We start from the raw sequence: 19,497 nt of genomic DNA on the forward strand, positions 1-19,497 counted from the left end.
TTATTTGAGGAGTATTATTTTTATAGGTACTTCTAGAGTATTAAAACCATTGCGGTGCCGTGACCCCGAAATATCTCTAGTTTTCATCAAAAAAAATCGTGTCCTTGTCCTTTTTTAATTTGGTTTTTTGGAGGTGATTTTTATGATTTTGATGAAGAAAAAAGAACTTGCTGAATTTTTGGAAGTTGATGCTAGAACCATTACAAGATGGGTAAATAAGGGGTGTCCGAGAAAAGGGCATAGTTATAATTTGAAGGAAGTTTTAAAATGGAGAGGTGTAATCGGAGGAGGGGAAATAGGGGCGGAGAATTTAGAAAATTTATCATTACAAGAGCAAAAATTGAAATATGAGATAGATCTTAAAAAAGCTCAGTCAGAATTACATGATCTTAAACTTAAGATTGAAAAAGAAGATTACCTACCCAAAGAAGAAGTGATTAAAAATCTTAATGATGGATTTATAGCTTTTAAAAGATCTTGTCTTAATCTTGAGAATAAAATTGTTATGGAGCTTGGGTATTTAATGACAGATGATGATATGAGAAGGGATGTTAAATCTAAGATACATAACCTTGTTATAACTGCACTTAACAATATATCTAAGGGTAATTTTGATGGATAAATTAAAGGATTGGTATACTGAGTGCCTTAATATATTATCTATATCAGATTTTGACCTAGTTGAGTGGGCTGATAAGTATAGGGAACTCTCCCCTGAGTCATCCTCTGAGATTGGTAAATGGGATACAAAGAGGACTCCATATATGATGGAACCCATGAGAGCAATAAGCGATAAGAGTATCGAGGAGGTTGTAATAATGGCTTCAGCCCAAGTTGGTAAAACAGAGCTTATCCTTAACCTTATTGGGTATTGTATACATCAAGATCCATCTCCGATTATGGTAGTACTCCCAACAGAAGAGATTGCTAATGCGTTCTCGGAGGACAGGTTATCAACTATGATAAGAGATACAGAAGTTCTTAAGGGTAAGGTGTATGAAGCTAAGAGTAGAAATTCTAGTAACACTAAGCTTCATAAAGGATTTGAGGGTGGGCATATCACAATTGTTGGGGCAAATGCACCATCATCCCTTGCATCTAGACCAATTAAAGTACTTTTATGCGATGAGATTGACCGTTACCCAGTGTCTGCAGGTAAAGAGGGAGATCCGGTTACGATAGTTGAGAAACGTACCACAACATTTTTTGATCGCAAGATAATAAAGGTATCAACTCCCACACTCAAAGATGCTAGCAAAATCGAGGAATGCTATAACAAAGGTAGTAGAGGAGTGTGGGAATTACCCTGTCCTAATTGTCACGAGTATCAAGAGCTTAATTTTGAGTATTTAGATATTGATACATATGAGATGTACTGTACTCGTTGTGGTAGTTATGCAAGTGAGCATGAGTGGAAAAGTAATAGTATTAAGGGTAGATGGTATCATAATACACCTGATGCTAAGATTAAGAGTTATAATCTTAATGCATTTGCATCTCCTTGGGTTAGTTGGGAGAGTATCGCAAAAGATTATAAGAGATCAAAAAGAGCTGGAGATTCACAACTGCAAGTATTTTATAATACAGTTTTAGGTTTGCCTTTTGAGGTTAAAGGAGATGTTGGTAATGCTCAAAAGTTATATGGACTCCGTGAGGATTACATTAAGATACCTGATCAAGTTAAGGTATTAACATGCGGAATAGATACTCAGGATAATAGATTAGAGTATGAGATTGTAGGATGGGCCGACGATGACGAAAGCTGGGGTATACAAAAAGGTGTTATTGTAGGCAACCCATCTATCGGACGAGTATGGGAAGAGTTATACAGTATATTAAACACAGAATATGAAAAAGAAGATGGAACTACTCTCACAATAAGTATGAGTTTTATCGACTCTGGAGGGCACTATACTGATAAGGTATACGAATTTGCAAGCAAAATGAAACGCATATTTGCAATAAAGGGAAGAAATGCAATAAATGAAGGATTAATACACCCAAATCCTACATTTATTAAAAGTTATGGTATTTATCTTATATTATTAGGAGTTAATAACGGTAAAGAGCACGTACTACAGATGTGTGATCCTGATAGTACTGTCTTTAGAGCACATTTTCCACGATCTGAAGAGTATAATCTAGAGTATTTTAACCAGCTATTCTCGGAGAAAAGGGTATTAAAGAGTGTTGGAGGGTCAACCCAATATGTGTGGCAGAGTATCAGAAAAAGGAATGAAGCCTTAGATTGCAGAGTATATGCTTATTGTGCTCTTAAATTTATTCTCCCTAGATGGGATAACTACAAGAGTATATTTGTAAGACAAAATAGTAAAAAAGAAACCGCAAGACCTATAAAAAGAAAAAGGAGGAGGAGTATTTGGGATATGTGAGAAGGGAAATATTAAGAGAATTAGATGTTGTAAATGAACGGTTAGCTATATATTTAGAAGCAGAATCTAAAATATTAGAGGGTGCACAAAGCTACACTATAGGGAGTAAGACCTTGGAGAGGGCAAACCTAAAAGAGGTTAGAGAAATGATTGATAATCTGATCCTTAAGAAGAAAGAATTAGAGTTACAATTAAAAGGTCAAGGTCTAAGAAAGAGTTATAGAGTAGTTATTAGAGATCTATAGGAGATGTTATGAATTGGATTGATAAAGCAATTAATTACATAAGCCCTGCATGGGGATTAAAAAGGATTAGAGATAGATCTACAACCCATACAATTGTTAACTCTGGGTATAGCCAGAGTGGAGCGTCGAAAAGAAAAAACTCCCTTAGAGGTTGGACAGCATCATCTAAATCTCCATTAGAGGATATTAATGATAATTTACATATATTAAGGCAGAGATCGAGAAGTCTGTACATGGGTGGAGGGCTTGGAACTGCAGCTATTAAAGTTATGAGATCTAATATTGTTGGTAGTGGATTAAAGCTTAAACCCAATATAGATTACGAATCCTTAGGATTAACGAGAGAAGAAGGTAGACGATGGTGTAAAAATGTTGAGAGGGAGTTTAGTATATGGGCGACATCTAAAGAGTGTGACTATCTAGGACTTAATAATTTTTACGAGCTCCAGTCTATGGCACTTCTTGGAGTGCTCCTCAATGGGGATGCTATAGCACTGGTTAATTATAGTGACATGACTGATGATTATGATTTAAAACTACATCTAGTTGAGTCAGATAGATTAAGTAATCCAGATGGATCGGTAGCAGTTAATTTAACTAGGGATGGCAACAAGATTATAAGTGGCATAGAGGTTAATAATAGAGGTAAACCATTAGCATACTGGATAAGTAATAATCATCCACAAGTTGGATTTAATTATAATAATCCGATTAAATGGACTAGAATAAAAGCGTATAATGAATACACGGGATTTCCTAACGTTTTGTTTAGTTTTAACGCTGAAAGGGCAGGACAATATAGAGGAGTCCCTTTTTTATCGCCTATAATTGAGCTTATAAAAAGTATGGAAAGATACACAGAGGCAGAGGTTACAGCAGCGATTATTAACTCATTTTATTCTGTATTTATAGAAAATGTTGCAGATCCAACTTCTATGCCGTTTCAAAGATCTATCCTAGATGATGAATCAGTTTTAACAGCTGAAGAAAGAGCCGAAAATTATGAATTAGGAGCTGGTACCATAAATGTGCTAGGTAGTGGTGAGAAGGTTGTTTTCTCTGATCCTAAGAGACCGTCTAGTTCTTTCGAGTCGTTCTCAAGCCAAATAACAAAACTTATAGGGGCAACCCTAGAAATACCTTATGAAGTATTAGTTAAGAGTTTTAACAGCTCTTATAGTGCATCAAGAGCAGCACTCCTTGAAGCTTGGAGGTTATTTAGACTTAATAGGGAGTGGTTCATAAGTGATTTTTGTCAACCAGTTTACGAGATGTGGCTTTTTGAGGCTATAAGTAAGGGTAAAATTAAGGCGAGAGGGTATTTTTCTAGTAAATCTATGATGAAATTATGGAGTAGTGCTACATGGATTGGGATCGCACAAGGTCAAATAGACCCAGTGAAAGAGGTTCAAGCAGCAAAATTAAGGATAGATAATGGTTTTTCAACGCGTGAAAAAGAGGCTCAAGAGCTTACAGGAATGGACTTTGAGAGCAATCTAAGGGTATTAGAGAGAGAAAACCAGGGATTATATACAGTTAATAATGTTAAGGAGGGTAATTGAGTGAATTTTTGGAATTTTAAAGATGAAACACCTAATTCTATTGATCTCTATATTAAAGGGATGATAGAGAGCGATGATAACTGGATAAAAGAATATTATGGAGAGCAATATACATCAGAAAATAAGTTTATACGTGAGCTTGATAAGTATAAAAATAAAGATGCTATAAACGTCTATATAAATAGTACTGGGGGATCTGTATTTGCAGCATGCGGAATATATAATAAGCTTAAAAGGTGCAAATCTAAAATAAATTGTTATGTTGATGGTATAGCAGCCAGTGCTGCAACTATTATATTAATGGCTGCTGATATTGTATATATGCCTGTTAACTCTCTATTGATGATACACGACCCTACTACAATATTAAACGGCAATTATAATAAAGAAGAATTGAAATCTAATACTCAAGCACTCGATAAAATAAAAGAGTCGATAATAGAGTCATATCTATCAAAAGTAAAAATATCAAAAGAGGAGCTGTATGAAATGATGTCCAAAGAAACATGGATTACAGCTAAAGACGCGGCAGAGATGGGATTTGCTGATATTGTTTTATATAACAATAATGTTAAATACGAAAACAAAAATAATAAGGTATTTGTTAATAGCCTAGATTGTGGTTATTTGCAAGTACCTTTTAATTTTGAAGGCAAAGGGGAAGTATCTATGAACGAAGTAACAGCAGAAAGAGAAAGATTAAAAGCTATAGATGGTATAGCTAACATGATAGATAAAGATTTAGTCGATAAAGCTAAATATGAACTTAATTGGAATGCTGAGAAACTAGCTTACGAAGCAATTAAACAAAATAAGGTTAATGGCATGGGAGCTTTTTTGAATCATGTTAATGTTAATAGAGAATCGGGAGTTAATGATGTAGCATCATATAGTATAGATAACAATAAGGGTAAAACATTAGAGACTGAAAATAATGCAGATATGACTAATATATTTAACATTATCGCTAGAGCGTTTGAGAGAGGGGGATGTAAGTAATGGATTATATTAAGGATATTGGATCGTGCGATAGAAATAGTATGCTAGGGGGTGTTAAATATCCTCTAATAACAGCTACGGTAGAGCTAGAAAACGATCAGACAGAACTAAATAAGGGTGCAATACTTGGCAAAGTAACGAGTAGCGGTAAGTATAAATTAGTTAATACTAGTGCAGTAGATGGATCTCAAACACCAAATTGTGTGTTAGCTCATAATGTTAATTTAGGAGATATTACTGCTACATGTTATACATCAGGTCAATTTAATTTAAGTCAAGTGTACATAGATGACAATGACAATATTTTAAATTGTGTGGATGATCTTAGGATTGTAAATATCTATATTGCTACGGAGGTGTAAGCGTGATAATCAATGAGAGTACAATACTTAATCTAACTAACAATATGTTTTCCAACAATGCTGGAGATGATGCGTATAAACCTAAAAAGATGTTAGATGCCTATATTAAAAATATGCAGGTATCTACTTTCTTTATAAAAAATTTCTTCAGCCAATCAATTTTGTTTGATACAGAGGAAGTGGATATGGATTTTTATAAAGATAAAAGATCTGTTGCACCTTTTGTGTTTGAAGGAGTAGAAAGCGTAAATACATCAAGAGAGGGATTTATAACTAAGAGGTATAAAACTCCATACATAGGTATCAATACTATATATGATAGAGATGTGCTTAATAAAAGATTACCTGGAGAGCTTGAGTATGCAGGACTTACCCCAGATGAGAGAGCAGTAACCTTGCAGATGCTCGATTATGTGAGACTTGATAATATGATAACACGCAGGGAAGAACTTATGTGTGCTGAACTTTTGCAAACTGGCATTGTAACAATTGAGGAGTATAGTTTAGATAAAACTAAACCAGTTAATACAGTTAAAGTGGAATATGATAAAAATAAATGCGAACAATTAACGGGAGATAAAGAATGGAGTAATGCTAATGCTGATATATATGGAATGCTTGAGAAAAAGGCATTAGATATAAGACAAGCTGGATATAATCCTGAGGTTATTATAATTGGTCACGAAGCGTGGTCTTACATGCTTAAAAATAAATCAATATTAGATGCATTAGATAATAGACGGATTAATCTTGGATCTATAGATCCTACAGTAATGTCAAGTGAGTCAGGTGAGGGATATTCATATTTAGGTCAAATTAGTGGTCCTATTATAGGTAATTTACAGATGTACTCGCATAATGCTTGGTATAATAATAGTGATGGTGAGTTAACACCTTATTTAGATCCTAATACTGTTATAATAACTCCTAAAAATATTGGAGAGATGCTTTATGGAGCTATAACAATAATACCCCATCCAGATTCGAGCGAGTTTGTAACGTATGTACAAAAGAGAGTACCTAAGATATCAATTAATCATTATGATAATATTAAACAATTAAGTTTGTATTCTAGACCTTTGCCTAAAATATCTGATGTGGATATGTGGACATCGATTAAGGTGGTGGTTTAGTTGTATATTAAAGTTATAAAAGGTAAGGTTAATTATAAAGATAGAGTATATAATACAGGAGATATGCTTGAGTGTAAAAAAGATATCGGAGAAAAGCTCATAAAGTCAAAATTATGCGTAGAGGTCAATGAAGAGTTATTTAGAGTACTAACTAAACAAAATAATGTTGTAGTTAATGATAATATAGGTGATAAGACTGATAGTAGAGAGAATAAAACAATAGATGATTTAAGAGATGCATTATAATGGGGAGTAATATTAAAGATATTAAGAAGGATATAAATAAATTAGCATCTAAAGTTGTTAAGTCAGATTGTAGAGCTAAAAATAAAGCTGTTGCTAAGATTAAAACGGAGTCAAGGAGGATAATCCAGAGTAAATACAATATAAAGGCTAAAGATGTATCTAAGACCATAAAAATCAAGAGAGCAAGTTACAGCAACCCAGAGTCTAGCATGACTTTTAAAAGTCATGCTACACCAATAATTGCTCCTATGCTTAAGACCACTAAAATAATGTCAGGATCGAGAAAAAAACGAGGGGCATACAGAGAACAAAAAATTAAAGTACATATTAAAAAGGGTAGCCTTAAGAATTTATCTGGCGGAAGATATAAACCATTTTTAATGCGAGTAGGTGGGTCGAAGCTTATAGTAGCTCGTAGAGTATCGGAAAAAAGATATAGTACATCGCAAGTTAGGACAGTACCAGTTGCTAAAATGGCTGATAATAAAGATGTATCAAAACATATATTAAAAATAGGGTCAGAAACCTATGATAAAGAGTTCAAGCGGTTAATGGAGTTAAGTAATGTTTAAGGATATTTTAGATGCAGACCTTGATGTATTTGTCAACACAGAGGAATTTGGCGAGGAATCGTCTATAAATGGTAGGTTTATTATTGTAGTAGAAGACAGTGATGGGGTCAAAGAGTATAAAAATAATAATGCTGATTTACTGTATGAAGACCTATTGATGATATATTGCAGGGTGCAAGACCTTGATAGTATTAATATTGATAATTATGTAGATTATAATGGAATGTTTTATACTGTACTATCAAAGGATAAACAAGGCGGAATGTATCAACTAGTATTAAAAAGATCAACTCAAGGGTCTATAAAGGAGTGGATTTAAATATTTAAGTAATTTAATTAGTATATTAGTAATATTGTGTAAATTCCTTGATAAAACAATTGCCTAGTTAGTATAATTAAAACAGGTTAATTAAATTGTTATGATCGTCTAAATATTTATTATATGATTATTACGAGGGGTTTTATATGAATAATCAAGAAAAATTACTTGCCAGATTGATGTTTAGGAATAAGATTTTTACAAGTAATGGTCAAGCTTTTGAAGATTTATTTATATCAATAATGAATTATGCTGAGAAGGGATTTAAACCCATTAAACCTTGGGGTAATATAGGTGATAGAAAGAATGATGGTTATATAAAAAGTACAGGAACATTTTATCAAGTATATGCCCCAGAAGAAATTGAAAAGTCCTATCGTAATACTGTAAATAAAATATGTACAGATTTTAAGAGATTAATAGAACAGTGGACTCCAGTTAAAAAATTTTACTTTGTTATAAATGATAAGTATAAAGGTGTTAATGCAGATGCTGAGCAGATAATGCAACAAATAAAAAAAAATTATAAATTAGAGGATGCAGAAATACTTATAGCAAAAGATCTTGAAAATATTTTATTTGAAGAATTAGAAGATGATGAAATTATTAGTATAATTGGGATATTACCAAATTTAGATTATATTAAAAGAATTGATTATTCTATATTAAATGAAGTTATTGATCATATAATGTCATTACCATTAGATATTAGTATGGATGATAAAATTACAGTTCCAGATTGGGAAGAAAAAATAAAATATAACAATTTATCTGAAGGAGTTAAAAAATATTTAGATAGTGCTTCTATTCAATTAGTTAGTCTAGATGAATATTTATCAAATAATAGTATTTTTTTATCAAATTCTTTAAAAGAGAAATTAAGCGATACATATGAAACATTTAAAGGTAAGGAAGCAGGAGATTCTCTATTTCTTTCTATACTAAATACTCTTACTCCTATACAGCAATATGCATATCAGTGTGTGGTAATAGTGATAATGGCTAAATATTTTGAAACTTGTGATATATTTGAAGAACCAAAGGAGGATAAAAATGATTATACCAAATAAACATATTAAGTTTTCAGAATCTTTACTTGGTTTTGGAGCATATATTTTAAAAAAAATATCCTCAGAAAGTACGGTAGATTTTTTGTGGAATGAATATCAGAAAGATTTGTCAGAAGATAAATATAAATCAAAGCACAATTTTGATAATTTTTTAATTACTCTAGTTTTTCTGAACTCAATTGGAGCAATAGAAGAGAGAAATGGAGGTATTGTCAGATGTATCTCATAAAAATATCAGCCAATAAGAGTAATTTTAAAACAATTAAATTTAATAAGTTTGGATTAAATTTTATAGTAGCCAAACAAAAAAATGAGGATAATTACGATGTAAGCAAAACATATAATGGAGTTGGAAAATCATTAGTAATAAAAATAATTCATTTTTGTTTAGGAGCAGATAGTAAACATTATAATTCTTTTTGTTCTGAATTAGTGGACTGGGAGTTTTATTTAGACTTTGAAATTAATAGAACAATTTACAGGGCTGAAAGGAAAACATCAGATCCTAATCGTGTTATTTTAAATGGTAAGGAATTGTCTATAAATAATTTTAATAAAATAATGCAAGATTTATGTTTTAACATACCTAATGACATAAGTTACTTATCTTTTAGATCATTGATTCCTTTTTTTATAAGACCTAATAGGAAAAGTTATGTTAATTTTGATGAGGCACAAGCTGTTCCCAATCCTTATCAGAAAATGTTATATAATTCATTTTTGTTAGGACTAAATGTAACCTTAGCTCAAGATAAGCATAATTTAAAAGTCGAACAAGATAGAATTCAGAAATTTGAAAAGAATTTCGAAAAAGATGATTTATTACGTAAGTTTTTATTAGGTAAGAGGGATGTATCGTTAACTATTGATGACTTGGATGATCAGATAAGTAAATTAGAGAATGACTTAAAAGATTTTAAAGTGGCTGAAAATTATTATGATATACAGATACAGGCTAATAAAATTGAAAAAGAATTATTTGAATTAAGAAATAAGATTATTTTACTAAGTAATAATTTGGATTTAGTAAATGAGAGTTTACAAATTAAGCCTAGCGATGAAAATGCTAGAAATATTTTAAAAATATATGAAGAATCTAATATTTATTTCAGTGAACTAATAACAAAAAGATTAGAGGATTTAGAAGAATTTTACAAAAAATTAATTGATAGCCGTAAAAGGAGATTATATGAGCAGAAGATAAAACTAGAAAAACAATTGAGCGAAGAAAATGAAAATGCAAGAAACTTACAAATTGAATTTGATAAATTGATGATATATTTAGGTGAGCATGGTGCTTTAGATGTTTTTGTTAAGTTAAGTGAAAAATTATCCAATTTAAAATCAAATCGTGATAGTTTGAAAAAGTATCACGATTTACAAATAGAATATAGGGATAGATTACGTAACATAGAAAAAGAGCAAATTGAACAGTCAGGTATAACTGATAAATATTTAATTGATACTTATTCTGAAGTGAATGAATTGAGGAATTATTTTAGAGATATCGCGAAACGATTTTATCCAAATAATGTTGTAGGTTTGACGATTGAAAATAATGATGGTAGCAATAAACAAAGGTTCAATATTGAGGCAAAAATAGAATCTGATAATTCGGATGGAATTAATAATGTTAAAATATTTTGTTATGATTTAACTTTGTTATTTAAGGGTAAAAATCATAAAATTAATTTTATTTTTCATGATAGCAGATTATTTGATGGGATTGATGATAGACAAAAGGCTGAACTTATATCAGTTTTAAATGAAAAATTTAGTGATACAAATAATCAATATATTGCTTCTATTAATCAGAATCAAATTAAAGGGATAAAATATATTTTAGGTGAAGAACGTTATAAAGAAATAATTGAAGATAATACAATATTAGTTTTAACAGATGAGGATGTTTCTGAAAAATTATTAGGTGTGCAAGTAGATATTGAGGATAAATAAATTAAGGGAGTGGTTATAATAGAAATTAATTCTCAACTTAATAAATTACGTGATATACTTAAGATCAATGTATGTAATAAGATAAAACTTAAAGCAGAGACTAAAACAAGAGAATATGAGCTTGTTAACCCTAAATGTTTTGTGTTTGCTCCTCGTGAGATGCGATTAGAAAATATAAACTATCCATTTATATCGATTGAATTCGACGAGATAATAGATAATAGACAGACTGAGTTATATAGTATACAGTTATATGTATTTGTGTTTGATAATGGTATTAATGTACTACACAATAACGGACTGAGGAGTTACTATCCAAACAAAGGAGATGGATATGTAACTCTTTTTAATTTTGTTACTAAAATAAGACGAGAATTAATAATAAACAGGGATGTAGGTAAGCTTATAAAGCCTGATATGACCATAAAATTAATCGAGGGGGTTGAACCACCTTATTATGGGGCTGTAATACTATTTAAAATGTCAGGGTTAGCATACCCTCAACCAACTGATAAAGAGATACAAGATTTTTTAGATTTATAAGGAGGTAAATATGAGTTACAAAAGAGGGATAAATGTAAATATAGTATCAAGTGAGACTATAAGTAAGGATTATAACAACGTAACTATACCAGTGTATATTGGGTTATTGCCAGTACATCAATTACAAGATTATACAGATAGAATTAATAATCCCATAGTAGTTAATAGTTTTGATGATGTTTATAAAACTGGGTATAGCGATGATTGGAAATATACGCTGTGTGAACCGATATACGCACATTTTAAAAATGATTTTGATGTTGTCGGTCCGATTGTACTTATAAATGTGCTAGATCCTAGCACTAATCAGACAATCGAGAAGGCAATTAATGTTAATTTTGTTAATGGCGTAGGTAAACTTAGTGGAGGAGACATTATAAGGGATACTATAACCATAAGTGATCTAGTTATAGATGAAGATTTTAAAGTTGAGTATAGTCAAGATGGACAAACTGTAGTAATAACTGATTTATCCTCAACCTTAGATGGTGATGAAGAGGTTAGATACAAAGAGATTGATCTATCAGGTGTTAACGAGGATACAATAATAGGTAAGATAGCATTAGATGGCAAAAGAAGTGGTATCAAAGCATTACCTTATGTGTACTCTAAACTTAATATGATACCAGGTTTATTACTTTGTCCAGGCTACTCTCACTTACAAAGAGTGCATGATGAGATGATTTATGCAGCTAATAACATAAACAATCATTGGAATGCTTTTGCGTATACTGATTTACCTTGTGATGATAGTATTAATACAGTTGATAAGGCTATTAAATGTAAAACTGATAGAGGGTACACATCTCCAGTCGAAGTAACCAATTATCCTAAAGCATATAATAAGGGAAAAATTTATCATTTAAGCGTTTTAAGGTCAGTTGTTGCTCAAAAGGTAGATAAGGCAAATAAATTTCCGAATGATCCTCCATCAAACCGGGTAATAAATATACAAAAGCTTGTGTTAGATAATAGTAAGGATATAGATATCGATGAGATTGATGCTAAAAAGTTAAATTCTGTAGGTATATCTACTGCAATTAAATTTGAGGGATCGTGGAGAACTTGGGGAGTACATACATCAGCTTATACTTATGATACTAGTGATAGCATGGATCCACGAGATATGTATGAGTCAAGTGTAAGGGTTGTAAGGCACTTGGGTAATGTTTTTCAGCGTAAATTTTGGGATAAGATTGATAAAGGTCTTAATAAAGGGATTATTGAGTCTATTATTAACGATTTTCAGCGTGATGTTTTAGATTTATACGTTAGTCAAGGTAAACTATTATACGGAACTATTGAGTTTTTATATGATGAAAATCCTGCATCTGATATGCTGCAAGGAGATTTTAAATTTAATATTGATGTGACTGGTGGACTTGTGGTTAAGAGTATAACTGCTCTACTTAGATGGACTCCTAAAGGCATCAATTTATTATTTGAGGGTGGAGAGTAAGTATGAAAATAAGTGGAGATGTTATTGCTAATAAGATAAGGATTAATGATGTAGATATAGAAGATGTCACGTCTATTGAATTGCCAGAGATTACAAACGGAACTTATGAAGTTAAAGGATCAGGCATCATGGGTACAATAGATATGCCATCTTTTACTAAAATTGAGGGGTTAACGCTAACGATAGAATACAGGAGCTCAACAGAAAATAATATACATTTGTTAGCTCCAAATGTGCACGATATTAAGATGGCATTTGTCAAAGATGTTGTTGGCGACGATGGTGTAGTTGCTGCGGATGGTAATAAATTATTTATGCAAGTTAGATCTAAAAGTCATAAAATAGGAACTATTACAAATGGTGAGAATATGTCAGCTAGTGCTACTTTTGAAGTTTTGTCTTATAAGCAGGTAGATGGACATGGTAAGGAGCTTATTAATATAGATAAAATAAAATATATTTATAGGATTAACGGGACTGATTACGCAGAACAAACACGTAATTACATTAATCAGATGTAGGTGGGGTTATGATATTTAATTATAAATTTAGTACTCCTTTGATAATACATACTACAACTGGCGTGGAAGAAATTGGGGAGATCAATATAGATCTAGATGAATTAACTATAAGTGATTTAATAGAGGTCGAGAAGAGATATACTAAGATTATCGATGGTAATGTTGTACCAGTTGTACAGCGTGAGTATACTAATTGTTATCACGCATCAGTACTGGAAGTAATACTTAAAAAACAATATCCTAAGCTTTTAATAACATCTAAAGACATCGAAAATATAAAAGGTGAGGATGCCCGAAATCTTTTATTTACTATAAAATCTCTTTATTTAAATATATTTTTAGAACAGAGCATTAAAACGATCGATAGTATAAGTGGTGATAATATATGATATTAAATCTTAATAAACCGATTAAAGATAACAGAGATAAGTATATTAAATGCCTTGAATATGATTTATATGATCTTACTATTAAAGATTTTAATAGCATTGAAAAGATATATTTTAATTTAATGCAAGATAATAACGTTGAATATTTGATACCAGAGTCACAGCTTATATATAAGTTATGTGCTTTTTTTATATCCTCTTGTAAATTCAACAAAAACCTTAGTTTTGTTGAGTTTTTACGTATTAAAGGCAAAGATAAAAGACGTATAGTTAAGATAATTGATAACTTTTTTATACCTAAAGAGATTATTAGTAAAAAAAAAGACTAAAATTAATAATTAATGTAGCTAACATACTACATACCGATCCTCTAAAGCTTATGGATTTACCTTTAGAGGATTTTTTAATATTTACCGATATAGCATCAGCAAGACTGGAGGTGATTAAAAATAGCAAGCAGAAAGGTATATGAGACTTTATTTAATTTTGCTGGTAAATTAGATTCTACTTTTAATGCAGCAATCAAAAAATTAAATAGTGGATTTGATAAGATTGAGCAAAAATTTGGATCTTTAAAAAAATGTGGAGATAAATTTAATTCGATCGGAAATAAATTAACTCTCGGTGTTACAGCTCCGATATCTGCTGCAGCAACTATGGCTGGGAAGTTTGCGATTGATTTTGATGCAGGCATGAGGAAAGTAAATACCATGCTTTATAAAACAGGGGAGGAATTTAAAGGATTAAAGCAAAAGGCTTTAGAGTTTTCTTCTGAGTTTGGAATAGCCAATAAAGATGTAACAGAGAGTATATATCAAGCACTATCCGCAGGTGTTAAAGAGGATGATATATTTAAGGTTTTGGAAGTTGGGGCTAAGGCATCAAAGGGTGGTTTTACCGATATGACAACTGCTATTGATGGGATCACTAACATACTTAATTCCTACGGACTTGCAGCAGATAGCTCCAACGAAATAGCTAATCAAATGCTTGTTGCCCAGAATATGGGTAAAACAACATTTGGAGAGCTTGCAACAACTGTATCCAAAGTATCACCTATTTTTAATCAATTAAATTTAGGTACTAATGAGTTATTTTCGAGTCTCGCTGTTTTAACTGCTAATGGTATAGCAACATCTGAGGGTGTATCAGCTCTTAAAGCAGCTTTATCTAATATTATTAAGCCTACTAAAGAGGCAGAAAATGCAGCTAAAGCTTTAGGGATTAGTTTTGATGCTAAAACTTTAGGCGATAAAGGATTAATGGGGTTTGCATCATATATACAAGATGCTATTAAAAGTGCAGTTCCTGAGTATGCAAAACTTGTAAAAGCACATGAATCAACCCTTAATGAAATGTCATACCTTGAAAATAGTGAGAGCAAAGAAGGGAAAGCAAGATATAAAGAGCTTAAGGGTTTAGTAGCTAAACAAAAAGCGGATTTAGAAATGCTAGCTACTGCGGCTGATAGTCCTATAGCAGGATTTGCAAATTTATTTGGATCCGTAGAAGGATTAAACGCTATGCTTATTTTGGGATCTGAACAGGGAGCAGATTTATTTAATCGCACAATGCAGGAGATGGAGAGTAACACGGAAGCTTTAAATAATGCATTTAATGAGATGGATAGCTCTAAAGCAAATGAAATCCAAAAGACTTGGGTTAAGTTACAAAACACACTTACTAAATTGGGCGAAAATCTTTTACCCATATTGAGTCAAGGTCTTGAGATGGTTAATAGTATGCTTGATAGATTTAATAATTTAAGTCCACAAACTCAGCAGTTATTGATGGGTATAGTTGGAGCAGCAGCACTAGCAGGACCATCTTTTAAGGTTTTTGGGTCGAGTTTAAAATATTTATCTAAGATTAGGAGTATGGTTAGTAGTATTAAAATAGCTAAAGATGCTGGTAGTAGTATATCTATGATTAGTAAATCATCTAACATATTGACTAAAAGTTTGAGATCGTTAGCTCCATTACTAACAAAGACAGGATTATTAGCATCTGGAGGACTTGCCGTAGGAGCGGTAGCTGCTGGATTAGCAGTAGCTTTAGTTAACAAAGAAACAAATAAAATGGTTAAATCTTTTGATTATCTTGGAGAGTCTTTAGGGGAGGGCGGAAAAGAATTTGCAGAGATTGAAGGTAAAATCGATAGCGTTAAAAATAAATTAGGAGCATTAACAGCCACAGAAGTTAAGATAACTCCAGAAGCTCAAGCAACTTTTTTAGGGGAAGTACAATTAATAGTAGATGAAGTTAAGAATAATTTGGATAAAAAATTAGAAGAGGATATAGAACTAGCGAAAAAACGTGGATATACAGATGAAGAAATTGATAAGGTTAAAAATAAGAACCAAAACAGAAAAGATGAAGTTGAGAAAAATAATCAGATGATTATTGAAATATCTAATGCGGCACAAAAAGATAATAGAAGTTTTACAAAAGATGAGCAGAATGAGATTAATAATCTTATGCGTAATATAAGTAAAATTAATATGCAGAGTAGTGGGATTACACTTGATGAGATAGATGCATACATTGCCTTAAAAAGTGATGTTAAAAATACAAAAGCTGAAGATTTAGTACCTGTTATAAAAGAACTTAATGCAGCCGTAGAAAGTCAAAAAGAATTGCTGAAGACTAACAATGTTGAAGAAAAAAAGATGTTAACTTTTGATTTAGATAATGAAAAGATAACTAAACAAGAGTATGAAAACAGATTAAGTATCTTGGAATCTCAATATACACAAGATTTAGCTGAAATTGAGAGGTTGCGGGGAGAAGAGCTTGTTAAAATGTACGAAACCTATGGTAAGGTTATGGATTACATTAATATTAATACGGGAGAGCTTGAAAATAGTATTACTAGATTTTTTACAACACTTGGATTTGACGCTGAAAGAGATAAAAGGTCAATTGTTAATCAGTATGGTACAGGTGAGCAACAAGAACAAATATTAGGTGATGATTACACTAAATACAATACTAAATTACAAGAACATAAAATGAGCATTGATAATAGTATTCAGAGCGTTGATGCACATAAACAAAGCAATGAAATGGATGCTATGGCGGTTGAAGATAATATGCTAAAGACTCAGCAGAGTACATTAGCTACTCAGGGACTAACAGGAGCTACATATAATTTTGATTATTTTGCAAGTCAAGCAGCATCTAATATTAATAATGCTATCAATGGGGTTAATGCTAAAATTAATGATCTTAACAATAGATCTGTTAATGTATCAGTTGGTAACAATAATAATGGAGTAAAAATGTACGCTAAAGGTGGGATAGCTAATAAGCCATCTATATTTGGTGAGGATGGACCAGAGATAGCAATACCACTTAGACCAGGCAATAAAAGGTCGGAAGATTTAGTAAGACAAGCTGCCAGTATATTAGGTATGGATACGACTGGTGGAGGAGTACCAGGTGGATATAATAATAGCACTAGTAGCAATAATATAAATCTATCTTTTAATGTTACTGTTAATGGTGGAGATGATAATATACAAAAGGTCCTGGAATCAACTGCAAATAATTTGAAAGATAAACTTAGAGAGCTCTTAACAGAGATTGAGATTGAGAAAGCGAGGGCAAGTCTTGGATATTAATAATGTAACTTTAGATATTAAGCTTATAGATACTACATTTAAAATTACAGATACATATACAACAAGTAAGTATGATACATGGGATTTAATATCCTTAAGATTTTATGAGGATGAAAAGTATATGGATAGTCTTATTTATGCTAACAGAGAACTGAATATAGATGGTTTTATCGATTGTGATATACAAATCAAGATACCAGAGCTTAAAAAAGATTATACAAGCACATTACCGCCATGGAGGAGATAGACTTGATTAAAGTACTTATTGATAATGTAGATGTAACAGATAGTTTATTAATAAGAGATGTAGACTATGTAGATTATGCAAGAGGTAAGGTTGATCTCTTGGAAATTAATCTAAGTAATATTGACAAGGACTGGGAAAAATGGGGTCTTAAAATAGACCAGGAGATTGAAGTTATATATATAAGTGATAAGGGTGAGTACAGTACCAAGATTATGTTTGTTGATGATTTTAAGGTTACTCCAGGAGGATTTAAAATCTTAGCTAAGTCTATAAATCTCAAGTCTAAAACTAATACCACAAGGGTGTGGGAAAATGTGACCTTAGATACTATTTTTAATGATATAGCTTCACGGTATGGTTTTACTTATTATTCTTATGACACCATAAATTATGTATATAGTAGAGTTGAGCAACACGCAGGTGATTTCTCACTTTTAGGCAAACTAGCTGAGAGAGAAGGATATTCGATTAAGATATTTGACAAAAGGATTATACTCTTTAACGATAAGATATTTGAGTCTAAATCTCCGATCAAGACAATTAAACGAGATGAAATATTAGGTAATTATAATGTTAATACTAAGCAAAATAATAAATACTCAAAATTAGTTATTAATAGCTCTTATGGCAAAGTGGAGGAAGTATCAGAGGATATTGTAGGAGGGACTAAGGAGCTGTATGAAGGTGATATATACATAAGCTCCCTTGGTGAGGGACAGAGGTTTGCTAAGAATTTACTATATAAAATCAATCAAGATTATCAAAATATTATACTTAAGATTGATGGAGATGCATCAATAGCGGCAGGGAATACGGTTAATATTAGTGGATTTGATGAGTATGATGGTAAATATTTTATTGAAGAAAATAGAGTACATTTAGATAACAATTTTTTTATGGATTTAGCATTAAGGAGGGTTATGTAATGGTTATAAAGGGTAAGATAAGCTCATTTGAGGGATCAAAAATAAGGGTAGTATTTCCTGAGCGTAACAATATAGTATCTCCACCCCTCCCCTCTGTTGTTGTTCAGCCTTTAATAGAACTTATGGTGGGTGATACTGTTGTAGTAGGTTTTACAGGAGCCGAAATCCGAGATGGTGTGGTGCTTGGTAAGATAAATGATAGGTAAGTTTAAAGATAAGATATTTACTGTATCTAATGAGCAAATATATACTTTTAATTCATTCACAAACAGCGTAAAACTCAGCTATGAGGAAAAAGAGGTGGAAGGTAGTAAGTCTAAGATGTATATAAAGGGTGCATCATTACAGGATTTATCTTTAACAATTGATTTAATAGCAGAGCTTGGAGTAGACGTAGAAGCTGAGATAAATGACTGGAAAAGTTATGCAGAGATTGGAGTTAGGGATAGTTTGTATATAGCTAATAAAAAATATGGTGGTAATTGGATAGTAATTGGAGTCAGTGTGAGTGATATGATCAGTGATGCTAAAACGATTATATCAGCTACCATTAATGTAGATTTTAAAGAGTTTGCAGGTCAAGATAATAGCAAAAGTAAAAAAGTATCTAATGATAAATCTGATGCATCAACAAAGTTAAAGGAGTGATTATATGGGCATTAATTGGGAGATAGCAGATAAGGATCAGATTATACAAAATGCACGTAATTTAATAAGCGTGGGAATGTTTGATATACCTCTTAATAGACAGATAGGAGTATCGAGAGAATACTTAGATAAACGTAAAGAAGAAGCTGAATTATTACTCTTAAGTGAGATAGATCGTAATATTGATATATATGAACCCAGAGCGAAACTTAAAGGTTTGTCGCTTGAAGAAGATGGACTAGGAGATTACAAGATAAACGTAGAGATTATAGGGAGAGATTGAT

General features: G+C 31.7%; 24 protein-coding genes. All 24 read left to right on the forward strand.

Going from position 1 to position 19,497, the window contains the following annotated elements; genetic code table 11:
- Positions 1-142 precede the first annotated feature (142 nt).
- The 24 genes from SFBMNL_RS00635 to SFBMNL_RS00750 all read left to right on the forward strand — a co-directional run bounded on the left by SFBMNL_RS00635 (position 143) and on the right by SFBMNL_RS00750 (position 19,496).
- Positions 143-622 (forward strand): hypothetical protein, encoded by a 480-nt coding sequence (locus tag SFBMNL_RS00635; RefSeq protein WP_042294023.1) that lies wholly within the window; start codon positions 143-145, stop codon positions 620-622.
- Positions 615-2,393, forward strand: coding sequence for a phage terminase large subunit family protein (locus SFBMNL_RS00640; RefSeq protein WP_052341879.1), 1,779 nt, complete (start codon positions 615-617; stop codon positions 2,391-2,393). The genes SFBMNL_RS00635 and SFBMNL_RS00640 overlap by 8 nt, the downstream gene beginning before the upstream one ends.
- The gene (locus SFBMNL_RS00645; RefSeq protein WP_242838792.1) at positions 2,390-2,638 is read left to right on the forward strand and encodes a DUF6148 family protein; all 249 of its coding nucleotides are present in this window, start codon (positions 2,390-2,392) and stop codon (positions 2,636-2,638) included. Before SFBMNL_RS00640 ends, SFBMNL_RS00645 begins: the two co-directional genes overlap by 4 nt.
- Before the next feature lie 8 nt (positions 2,639-2,646).
- Entirely contained in the window at positions 2,647-4,200 is a 1,554-nt protein-coding gene (locus SFBMNL_RS00650) for a phage portal protein (protein WP_042294026.1), read from the forward strand.
- Positions 4,201-5,199, forward strand: a complete 999-nt coding sequence (locus SFBMNL_RS08065) for a head maturation protease, ClpP-related (protein WP_052341881.1) — start codon at positions 4,201-4,203, stop codon at positions 5,197-5,199.
- Positions 5,199-5,561: a head decoration protein gene (locus tag SFBMNL_RS00660; RefSeq protein ID WP_052341882.1), complete on the forward strand. Its 363-nt coding sequence runs from the start codon at positions 5,199-5,201 to the stop codon at positions 5,559-5,561. The genes SFBMNL_RS08065 and SFBMNL_RS00660 overlap by 1 nt, the downstream gene beginning before the upstream one ends.
- A 2-nt stretch (positions 5,562-5,563) precedes the next feature.
- Positions 5,564-6,694, forward strand: a complete 1,131-nt coding sequence (locus SFBMNL_RS00665) for a major capsid protein (protein WP_042294027.1) — start codon at positions 5,564-5,566, stop codon at positions 6,692-6,694.
- Positions 6,695-6,940: a hypothetical protein gene (locus SFBMNL_RS00670; protein WP_042294030.1), complete on the forward strand. Its 246-nt coding sequence runs from the start codon at positions 6,695-6,697 to the stop codon at positions 6,938-6,940.
- Positions 6,940-7,512, forward strand: a complete 573-nt coding sequence (locus tag SFBMNL_RS00675) for a phage tail protein (RefSeq protein ID WP_042294032.1) — start codon at positions 6,940-6,942, stop codon at positions 7,510-7,512. Before SFBMNL_RS00670 ends, SFBMNL_RS00675 begins: the two co-directional genes overlap by 1 nt.
- Complete coding sequence (locus SFBMNL_RS00680) at positions 7,505-7,831, forward strand: hypothetical protein (protein ID WP_042294034.1); 327 nt, start codon at positions 7,505-7,507, stop codon at positions 7,829-7,831. Before SFBMNL_RS00675 ends, SFBMNL_RS00680 begins: the two co-directional genes overlap by 8 nt.
- A 146-nt stretch (positions 7,832-7,977) precedes the next feature.
- Entirely contained in the window at positions 7,978-8,901 is a 924-nt protein-coding gene (locus SFBMNL_RS08070) for an ABC-three component system protein (protein ID WP_052341883.1), read from the forward strand.
- Positions 8,885-9,130, forward strand: coding sequence for an ABC-three component system middle component 6 (locus SFBMNL_RS00690; RefSeq protein WP_042294036.1), 246 nt, complete (start codon positions 8,885-8,887; stop codon positions 9,128-9,130). The genes SFBMNL_RS08070 and SFBMNL_RS00690 overlap by 17 nt, the downstream gene beginning before the upstream one ends.
- Complete coding sequence (locus SFBMNL_RS00695; RefSeq protein ID WP_042294038.1) at positions 9,118-10,857, forward strand: DUF2326 domain-containing protein; 1,740 nt, start codon at positions 9,118-9,120, stop codon at positions 10,855-10,857. The genes SFBMNL_RS00690 and SFBMNL_RS00695 overlap by 13 nt, the downstream gene beginning before the upstream one ends.
- Positions 10,858-10,866: 9 nt before the next feature.
- The gene (locus SFBMNL_RS00700; RefSeq protein ID WP_042294040.1) at positions 10,867-11,400 is read left to right on the forward strand and encodes a hypothetical protein; all 534 of its coding nucleotides are present in this window, start codon (positions 10,867-10,869) and stop codon (positions 11,398-11,400) included.
- Positions 11,401-11,410: 10 nt separating this feature from the next.
- Positions 11,411-12,859 (forward strand): hypothetical protein, encoded by a 1,449-nt coding sequence (locus SFBMNL_RS00705; protein WP_042294042.1) that lies wholly within the window; start codon positions 11,411-11,413, stop codon positions 12,857-12,859.
- A 2-nt stretch (positions 12,860-12,861) separates the two neighbouring features.
- A complete protein-coding gene (locus SFBMNL_RS00710; protein ID WP_042294044.1) occupies positions 12,862-13,380 on the forward strand; it encodes a phage major tail tube protein in 519 nt (172 codons plus the stop codon).
- 8 nt (positions 13,381-13,388) lie between these two features.
- Complete coding sequence (locus tag SFBMNL_RS00715) at positions 13,389-13,769, forward strand: hypothetical protein (protein ID WP_042294046.1); 381 nt, start codon at positions 13,389-13,391, stop codon at positions 13,767-13,769.
- A complete protein-coding gene (locus SFBMNL_RS00720) occupies positions 13,766-14,098 on the forward strand; it encodes a hypothetical protein (protein WP_042294048.1) in 333 nt (110 codons plus the stop codon). The genes SFBMNL_RS00715 and SFBMNL_RS00720 overlap by 4 nt, the downstream gene beginning before the upstream one ends.
- A 309-nt stretch (positions 14,099-14,407) precedes the next feature.
- Positions 14,408-17,392 (forward strand): phage tail tape measure protein, encoded by a 2,985-nt coding sequence (locus SFBMNL_RS00725; RefSeq protein WP_255346740.1) that lies wholly within the window; start codon positions 14,408-14,410, stop codon positions 17,390-17,392.
- A complete protein-coding gene (locus SFBMNL_RS00730; RefSeq protein WP_052341884.1) occupies positions 17,382-17,639 on the forward strand; it encodes a hypothetical protein in 258 nt (85 codons plus the stop codon). Before SFBMNL_RS00725 ends, SFBMNL_RS00730 begins: the two co-directional genes overlap by 11 nt.
- Before the next feature lie 2 nt (positions 17,640-17,641).
- Positions 17,642-18,565, forward strand: coding sequence for a phage late control D family protein (locus SFBMNL_RS00735; RefSeq protein ID WP_042294052.1), 924 nt, complete (start codon positions 17,642-17,644; stop codon positions 18,563-18,565).
- Positions 18,565-18,771 (forward strand): hypothetical protein, encoded by a 207-nt coding sequence (locus SFBMNL_RS00740; RefSeq protein ID WP_042294055.1) that lies wholly within the window; start codon positions 18,565-18,567, stop codon positions 18,769-18,771. Before SFBMNL_RS00735 ends, SFBMNL_RS00740 begins: the two co-directional genes overlap by 1 nt.
- On the forward strand, positions 18,761-19,213 hold the full coding sequence (locus tag SFBMNL_RS00745; RefSeq protein ID WP_042294057.1) for a phage tail protein: 453 nt from the start codon (positions 18,761-18,763) through the stop codon (positions 19,211-19,213). The genes SFBMNL_RS00740 and SFBMNL_RS00745 overlap by 11 nt, the downstream gene beginning before the upstream one ends.
- A 4-nt stretch (positions 19,214-19,217) precedes the next feature.
- A complete protein-coding gene (locus SFBMNL_RS00750; protein WP_042294060.1) occupies positions 19,218-19,496 on the forward strand; it encodes a hypothetical protein in 279 nt (92 codons plus the stop codon).
- Position 19,497: the final 1 nt, after the last annotated feature.

This window comes from Candidatus Arthromitus sp. SFB-mouse-NL, assembly GCF_000709435.1.
GTDB lineage: Bacteria > Bacillota > Clostridia > Clostridiales > Clostridiaceae > Dwaynesavagella.

Coding starts and splice junctions, on each gene's coding strand:
- SFBMNL_RS00650 (WP_042294026.1), top strand. CDS start 2,647: ATGAATTGGATTGATAAAGCAATTAATTACATAAGCCCTGCATGGGGA.
- SFBMNL_RS00660 (WP_052341882.1), top strand. CDS start 5,199: ATGGATTATATTAAGGATATTGGATCGTGCGATAGAAATAGTATGCTA.
- SFBMNL_RS00720 (WP_042294048.1), top strand. CDS start 13,766: ATGATATTAAATCTTAATAAACCGATTAAAGATAACAGAGATAAGTAT.
- SFBMNL_RS00635 (WP_042294023.1), top strand. CDS start 143: ATGATTTTGATGAAGAAAAAAGAACTTGCTGAATTTTTGGAAGTTGAT.
- SFBMNL_RS00745 (WP_042294057.1), top strand. CDS start 18,761: ATGATAGGTAAGTTTAAAGATAAGATATTTACTGTATCTAATGAGCAA.
- SFBMNL_RS00715 (WP_042294046.1), top strand. CDS start 13,389: ATGATATTTAATTATAAATTTAGTACTCCTTTGATAATACATACTACA.
- SFBMNL_RS00750 (WP_042294060.1), top strand. CDS start 19,218: ATGGGCATTAATTGGGAGATAGCAGATAAGGATCAGATTATACAAAAT.
- SFBMNL_RS00695 (WP_042294038.1), top strand. CDS start 9,118: ATGTATCTCATAAAAATATCAGCCAATAAGAGTAATTTTAAAACAATT.
- SFBMNL_RS00705 (WP_042294042.1), top strand. CDS start 11,411: ATGAGTTACAAAAGAGGGATAAATGTAAATATAGTATCAAGTGAGACT.
- SFBMNL_RS00740 (WP_042294055.1), top strand. CDS start 18,565: ATGGTTATAAAGGGTAAGATAAGCTCATTTGAGGGATCAAAAATAAGG.
- SFBMNL_RS00710 (WP_042294044.1), top strand. CDS start 12,862: ATGAAAATAAGTGGAGATGTTATTGCTAATAAGATAAGGATTAATGAT.
- SFBMNL_RS00640 (WP_052341879.1), top strand. CDS start 615: ATGGATAAATTAAAGGATTGGTATACTGAGTGCCTTAATATATTATCT.
- SFBMNL_RS00680 (WP_042294034.1), top strand. CDS start 7,505: ATGTTTAAGGATATTTTAGATGCAGACCTTGATGTATTTGTCAACACA.
- SFBMNL_RS08070 (WP_052341883.1), top strand. CDS start 7,978: ATGAATAATCAAGAAAAATTACTTGCCAGATTGATGTTTAGGAATAAG.
- SFBMNL_RS00675 (WP_042294032.1), top strand. CDS start 6,940: ATGGGGAGTAATATTAAAGATATTAAGAAGGATATAAATAAATTAGCA.
- SFBMNL_RS00690 (WP_042294036.1), top strand. CDS start 8,885: ATGATTATACCAAATAAACATATTAAGTTTTCAGAATCTTTACTTGGT.